The 7,583-nt window shown below is 36.1% G+C and carries 6 protein-coding genes; 5 read left to right on the forward strand and 1 reads right to left on the reverse strand.

Annotated features, from left to right (window positions below):
- Positions 1–279: 279 nt before the first annotated feature.
- Positions 280–1,032, reverse strand: coding sequence for a 3-deoxy-manno-octulosonate cytidylyltransferase (gene kdsB / locus ACOVQ4_RS11540; protein WP_421820793.1), 753 nt, complete (start codon positions 1,030–1,032; stop codon positions 280–282).
- Between the two features lie 628 nt (positions 1,033–1,660).
- Between kdsB and ACOVQ4_RS11545 the strand changes: the two genes are divergently transcribed.
- From ACOVQ4_RS11545 to ACOVQ4_RS11565, 5 genes are all read left to right on the forward strand, one after another.
- Positions 1,661–2,320, forward strand: a complete 660-nt coding sequence (locus tag ACOVQ4_RS11545; protein WP_421820794.1) for a DUF4905 domain-containing protein — start codon at positions 1,661–1,663, stop codon at positions 2,318–2,320.
- The gene (locus ACOVQ4_RS11550) at positions 2,277–3,305 is read left to right on the forward strand and encodes a LysM peptidoglycan-binding domain-containing protein (protein ID WP_421820795.1); all 1,029 of its coding nucleotides are present in this window, start codon (positions 2,277–2,279) and stop codon (positions 3,303–3,305) included. Before ACOVQ4_RS11545 ends, ACOVQ4_RS11550 begins: the two co-directional genes overlap by 44 nt.
- A gap of 240 nt (positions 3,306–3,545) precedes the next feature.
- Positions 3,546–4,316, forward strand: a complete 771-nt coding sequence (locus tag ACOVQ4_RS11555) for a TIGR02757 family protein (protein ID WP_421820796.1) — start codon at positions 3,546–3,548, stop codon at positions 4,314–4,316.
- 705 nt (positions 4,317–5,021) lie between these two features.
- Entirely contained in the window at positions 5,022–6,179 is a 1,158-nt protein-coding gene (locus ACOVQ4_RS11560; RefSeq protein ID WP_421820797.1) for a formylglycine-generating enzyme family protein, read from the forward strand.
- Between the two features lie 258 nt (positions 6,180–6,437).
- Positions 6,438–7,394 (forward strand): caspase family protein, encoded by a 957-nt coding sequence (locus ACOVQ4_RS11565; protein WP_421820798.1) that lies wholly within the window; start codon positions 6,438–6,440, stop codon positions 7,392–7,394.
- Positions 7,395–7,583 lie beyond the last annotated feature (189 nt).

Below are 7,583 nucleotides of genomic sequence, written 5' to 3' on the forward strand. Positions count from 1 at the left end.
CTTCATGAAATTATAAAGACCTTTTGCCTACGGCCTACGGCTTACGGCTTACGGCTTAATGCCTAAAGCTTTAGGCATTAAGCTGTAAGCTATAGCAATAAGGAGTGCTTCATGAAATTATAAAGAATTTTTGCCTAAGGCCTACGGCTTACGGCCTAAAGCTTTAGGCAAGCACAACTCTTTGCCTGTTGCCTTATGCCTGTTGCCTTATGCCTGATGCCTGTTGCCTATTGCCTTGTGCCTAAAACACAAAATTTAAACCTAATTCTGCATGATTACTTATTTCTTAAGTCTTTCCACTGCCTCTTTCAAGTCCGCAGGTACATCTATTCCAAAACTATCATAAGGAGTAATAGCAACTCTGATTTTGTAGCCATGCGCTAGCCATCTTAACTGTTCCAAAGATTCTGCTTTTTCAAGAACAGCCATCGGAAGTGAGGTTATTTTACCCAAAATATCTCTTCTGTAAGCATAAATACCTATATGTTTATAAAAATCATGCGCATTTAGCCATTCACTTTGAGGAATTCCACGAAGATGAGGAATAGTCTGACGTGAAAAATAAATTGCCTCATTCAATTCATTAAAGATTACTTTGGGCGTATTGACATTGAACAAAGTTACTTCGTCTTCAATTTTTTTTATCAAAGTTGCCAATTCTGTTGCACCGTCCAAACAACCTGCCAAAATTTCAATTTGTTTAGGTTGAATAAATGGTTCATCTCCTTGTATATTAATCACATAGTCAAACACCTCATTGTATTCGAGTTCTGTTTTTTGCAAGGCTTCAAAACAACGATCGGTACCGCTTGGGTGTTCGGTTGACGTCATAACTACTGCACCGCCAAAAGCCTGTACATGATCGAAAATACGAGCATCGTCGGTAGCAACTACTACTTTCGACAATATTTCTGCTGAACTAGCTTGCTCATATACACGTTGAATCATCGATTTTCCCCCAATATCCACCAACGGTTTGGCAGGAAATCGAGTAGAAGCATATCGGGCAGGAATTATTCCAAGAATTTTCATATCAATAATTTTCAATAAAATGATTCTAAATTTAGATTTTGCTCAATCCTTTAAAAAGAGCTTGCAATGTCTTATGTTTCCAATATTTAATCAATAATATATCTGTAGCACATTTTGATAGTTCAAGACTTAGTCTTGGACTTATTTTTTTAACAGTTTAAAACTGTTTTTTATACAATTCAATGAAAAAGTCTGAACAATTGAATCATATTTTCTTGTATTGTCCAGTAGTCAGAAGAATGTATTCTATTGACTAATAAACTATAAATTAATAACTACTTTTACTTGTAGAAAAACAATATAAAATAAAATTGCACGGTTTAACTTTAAATTATCCGCTTTGAGCATTTGGTTTGTAGCCTAATGTAGCTATAATTATCTTAATTTTGCTCAAACTTAGTAGATAGTTAAGATGTTTAAAACGTTTTTCAATTAGGGCATTAAATTTAAGGAAAGGGTATCGATAAATAAAATAGTTTGTAGTTAAAGTCTTAGTTTTGTAAGATTTTGATTGTATACAAATTTGAGTTTTTATCAAAAAAATAAAAAAACAAGGATGCAATTCAAAATTTGGGATAGCATTATTTATACCTAAAACTTTTTTTCTTCGTTAATCAATTACTTGTTTGTGAAAAAACTATTTGCATATACATTTCAAGAAAAAATCTGGAATATTCAACTCAGTGAGCACCATTTAGTTGCAGAGCTGCGAAACGAAATTCATCGAAAAGTGGAGTTCATCTGTATCGATTTACTCAAGTCTGAACTCATCTGGAGACAAGCTAGTCCCGTTAATACATGGTGGCAAAGCTTAGGGAAGCTCTATAAAACCCAAGTTGAGCTCATAGAGTTTTCGGAAGAATCCAAACCTCAAGTTACCCAAAAACATTACTTAAATATTCAAACAGGCGAGCTATCAGATTTTTTCCCTCAAGTATCAGATAATTTTTCCGACCAGCCTTTTAGTTATTTGCAACCAGTTCACTATACAGAACAGAATGAGTATTTTCCGGCAATCTATCGCTTCGTTTACCGTTTATTAAATGTGGATATCCAAAAAGCTGTAGATTATTTAGAATATAAAGACAAGATTATTATTTCTTATTATCTTTACCACGAAAATAAACTCTGGAATTACCTCTTAGTTGTAAATAATCGTAAAGAAATATTGCTCAACGAACTATTAACAGAAACAGAGGGATTGGGTCTAGTCACCTTCACTGTTAAACCAGAAATTTTACTATATGTTAAGAACAAATGCCAATTACACGGTTATGAGCTCAATTAAGAAATCTTTTAGCGAATTAACATTTACCTGTTTGGTTTTGACGGGTTCAGCTTTTGCTGCACAGGCCAAAGAGGTCGTAAAAGATTCACTGGGATTAGTAAGAGAAGGTGATAAAACTTTTGTAAAATATAAGGTAGAGCCTAAACAAACTTTGTTCTCAATTGTTAAGAGATTTGGTAGTAGCGTGCCCGAATACAAGGCCGCAAACCCTGGTGCACCTGATGGCATCAAAGTAGGAGATGTTTTAAAAATACCCTACAACAAACCTCTACGCTCTTTTGGAGGAGGTAGCTACGCGTCATCAACTCCAGCAAAAAAAGCAGAACCTTTACCTCAATACCCAACAACCCCTCCACAGCAAGCAACCCCTGCGCCTACCAATTCTCCAAAAATGGTAACGCATATTGTTGAACCTGGACAAGGCCTTTATGGTATTGCGGCCAAATATCATATTAATGTTACTGATATCAAAAAATGGAATAGCCTTTCGTCTGATAACCTTGAAGTTGGTCAAGTATTAATTATAGATGCTGCTGAAGCCAACAAAAGAAATACAACTGAAGCTCGTAATTTTATACAAAAAGTAGACGTTCAGCCCAATTACCCTGTGGCTTCGTCTGTACCTAGCACAAGCGGTGCAAGCACTGCTGGTGTAAATACATCCGAACCAGAGGTAAAAGTGTCCTCTGAAGTGAGCCGTTCGCAGTCGGGGTTCAAAAAAACTACAGAAACAGGCTTAGCAGAACTGATAGATGTAGAAGATAAATCAGGTAAATATCTTGCCTTGCATCGCTCGGCTCCTGTTGGAACTTTAGTGAATGTAAAAAATGTTGCTAATGGACAAAGTATCTGGGTAAAGGTAATCGGTCGCTTACCAGACCTTGGAGGCGACAAAGTTGTGATTAAATTATCACCACGTGCTTTTGAAAAGTTAAATCCCGTTGACAAACGAATTAAAGCAGAAATTAACTATTTGACTCCTTAATTCGAGCGAGGGATATTTACAAAAGTAACTATCCCTTGTTTGTTTTTATATTATGCCAAGACAAAAAAGACCACTAACTACAGGAGGAATCATTTTTAATATCCTCTATACATTAGCTTTTCCAGCTATTGCTACTTTTGCATTTTTGTACACGGTTTTGGTATGGGTTTTATCCATTCCGTCCAAGATTATTGCGTTTTTCGCATCAAAAATCAAAAAATAGCTATCCCAATATTAAGAATGAATTCATTTGTAGTAGAACTCTTGGAAAAAAAGTTTCAAGAGTTTAATCAACCAAATTTTATACCCAACGACCCAATCTGTATTCCACATTCATTTAGCTTAAAACAAGATATCGAAATTATGGGATTTTGGGCTTCTATTTTGGCATGGGGGCAACGCAAAACCATAATTAATAAATGTAATGAGCTCATCACTCTTATGGATGGTGCTCCCTATCAGTTCATCACCCAACACCACCCCACTGACCTCAAACGCTTCCTCAATTTCAAGCATCGAACGTTCAATGCTACCGACACCCTGTACTTTATCGAGTGGTTTAGAGAATATTATTTAAAATATGATTCACTTGAAGATGCTTTTGCACGATTTTTGCTAGATACAGATCAAACAATAGAAAATGCGCTCATAGGCTTTCATCAGTTTTTCTTTAGTTTAGAGGATTATCCAACACGAACTCAAAAACATATCGCAACGCCATTGCGAAAATCCACTTGCAAAAGAATTAATATGTTTCTAAGATGGATGGTTCGTTCAGACAACAAAGGAGTTGATTTTGGTATCTGGCAACGAATCCAACCCTCACAGTTGGTTTGTCCTTGTGATGTCCATGTAGATCGTGTAGCTCGTAAGTTAGGCCTTATCCAACGTTCTAATACCGATTGGTTAACAGCCCTAGAACTAACTGAAAACCTACGAAAACTTGATGCAAATGATCCTGTGAAATATGATTTTGCTTTATTTGGTCTAGGCGTAGAAAAGGAAATGTAGATTTTTACCACTAAATCTTATAAATTTTCTCGTTTTTGTTTGACTTAAACTACTATTTTTCGTCATAAAATTATAGTCAATCATCGTATTTCAGACCAAAAAGAAACCATAAATAATTCAACAAAATTTCTTTTTAATAGAGAAGAAAACTCTAGGTAAAGGATTATATCCTAATGACTTAGGTGTTAAGTAAAAAGTATTTTAAAACATATTATCATTTGTTTGTTTGGAAAGAATTCGCCGTTGTAGATAAAATTAATTTGAATTGTAAAGGATTGTTAAATGTAATTTACCTTCACAACTCATCATTCAGCTATTATTTAAGATAGGTTAGTAAAATAAGATTGTTTTCATACACTTTCGACGCTCGGTTAAGGTTGCTTGCCCAAAGGTCTTGTGGCTTCCTAAGTAATATTTCAATTCTTTTGGTCTACAGTATTTTGCTTAGAGCCCATGGCATCCAAAAATAATGAAATACATAGTTGAGCTAAGGCAATCTGAAATTACACCAACAATTCAGCACTAATACTTGACATTACCCCCAAAAGTAGTTTAACCATTAATTTTTATGAAAGTAAACCCGAACGTTTTAGCTCCCCTACTTCACTATCTTGACAATACTATAATTTATCCTCGAGCCATTGTTGCTCTTATAAAACATATACCTGTTAAAATAGATTGAACCACCCTGAAGTATCTTTATCCATGAAACTGATTATAGCCTTATTGCTGTTTGGTTCGATATATGCCAATGCCCAAAGCATCCAACACGTCGATTACATAGTCGAAAATGACCAAGTAATTGTCGACTATGACCTTGTGGATGGGGGTGCACAAAATGTAATTCTCCAATACAGTATCAATAATTCTATTTGGAAAAACATTCCAAATCATGCTTGTAATGGCGACCTTGGGGTCGTTGAAGCTGGCAACGGCAAAAGAATTATATGGCTTCCTCTCACGCATCTTGAAAGTATTTCTGGCCAATTAAAAGTGAGGGTTTACGGCACAAACCTTCCTCAAAGTATCAATACCACTATGTTGTTGGTGAAAGGAGGAATTTATCAAATGGGCAACCCTCAAGGCAAAGCAGATGAAAAACCTGTTAGGTATGTAAAGATTAGCAACTTCTATATCAGTAAATTTGAAGTTACCGTTAGTGATTTTCGAGCTTTCGTTAATTCTACTGGGTATAAAACAGATGCAGAGAAAAAAGGAGGAAGTTATGTTTTTAATGGTGAAAAACTGGAGTTAAAAAAAGGAATCAATTGGAGGTTTGACCCTTCTGGTACACCACGTAAAGAAATGGAAGATAATCATCCAGTGGTACATGTGAGCTGGAACGATGCAGTGGCCTATTGTAATTGGCTGAAGCAATCAACAGGAAAGTCATACAGACTACCCACCGAGGCCGAGTGGGAATTTGTAGCTGGTAATGCTGATAAACATACCAAATTTAGTTGGGGCAATTATCAACCTTTTAATATTCGAGTAAGTAATCTGGCAGATGATAATACTGCCACCGTATTGAAATGGAGCAAAAGTAGCGACCGTATTTTTTGGGGTTATCAAGACGGATTCGTCTTTACAGCGCCAGTGGGTAGCTACGCTGCCAACGACCTCGGAATTCATGACCTTACAGGTAATGTATCTGAGTGGTGTTCGGATTGGTACCAAAGCAATTACTATAATCAAAACCAAAAAGACAATCCTCAAGGACCTTCGAGAGGGCATAGCAAGCTTGTAAGAGGCGGAAGCTGGGAGTCTTCTCCCCAAGAAACCCTTACTTCGAGTAGAGATTTTCATACACCTGATTTTAGATCAAGTTTTGTTGGTTTTCGAATCTGCTATACCGAACGTTAGTCTACAGCGTCCGATGGTCGAGGTAGTTGAGAATAACGGTGCTGAACTTTACTTTTTGTAAAATAAAATTAAAGTTTTGTGCTTCTGTCTATGGGTATTCAGCAAAAACTTGTTTGGAGCTCAAGAACATTCTGTCAATAGCCTATTGCCATCAGAAAAGCTTTATTTTGAATCGAAACAAAATATAAAATATTGATAATCATAAAATTATATCCGCAATACATAATTCAGCACTAATACTTAAATTATCCTTATCTCATGAGAATACTTATATGCTTACAAATTTTCCTGTTACTGTCCATTGGAAAATTTGACTTGGAGGCACAAAATATATCGATTCAGGGTATTAGTCCTGTTCATACTGTCAATATTAACAAGAAAACAACCTCAAAAAAGCAGACCACTCCCGCTAGTGCTCCTCCGATTACTGTGCCACCAGCGCCTGCTAATCAAATAGCCAGTATAAATCCATACCTAACCAACACACCGATGCCAACTAAAGGGCGACGTATTGCCTTGTTGATAGGAAACGGCACCTACAATTATGGTGGTAGTTTGGGTGAAAACCCCAAAAATGATGTTCAGGATTTAGGTAAAGCTTTAACCGCCTTAGGTTTTGAAGTAAAAATTTTGGTTGATGCCAATTTGCAAAATGTCAAACAAGCCATCAAATCATTTCAAGAAAAAATTACTGGCGCTGAAATGGCCACTTTTTTCTACGCAGGTCATGGAATGGAGATTGCTGGCAAAAAATATATTATCCCTGTAGATGCACAACTTAAGCGCCCTGAAGATTTGGATGACTTTGCCTATAATATTGATTTTTTGTTTAGAAGACTCAAAACAGGAGGAGCCAAGCATAATCTAATCGTATTAGACGCCTGTAGAAATGACCCCTTTCAGATTCAAGCTAGAGCCAATATTGAAACCGAAAGGGCTTGGAAAGATGCAAATGTCTTCACCCCTATTCAACTCAACAGATTTAATGCAGGTAACGTATATCTGGCTATGGCAACCGATTGGGGCAATAAAGCGAAAAACGGATACGGTCGCAATGGGGTCTATACGACACAATTATTGAAATTTCTAAAATCAGGAGAACGCCTTGAAAGAGTTTTTGACTTGACAGGAATACAAGTTAAAAGAGAAACGCAAATGGAACAAAATCCTCAATTTTTCAAAGAGGTATCTATTGCTGATGAGTTTATCTTTTAGATTTTCCCATAATTAAGTGATTTTTGATTGAATGCATGTGTGTATTCTAGTCCTCGAGACGCAATGCTTTGCATTTTTAACTAAGTCAGACATAACATAATAGCCATCAAAAAAGCGGTCGAAAAATATTTCTCGACCGCTTTTTTGATGTAGAGATAGGTCATAAGCATACTTTTAAAATTCAAAATG

The organism is Flectobacillus sp., from assembly GCF_049240685.1.
GTDB lineage: Bacteria > Bacteroidota > Bacteroidia > Cytophagales > Spirosomataceae > Flectobacillus.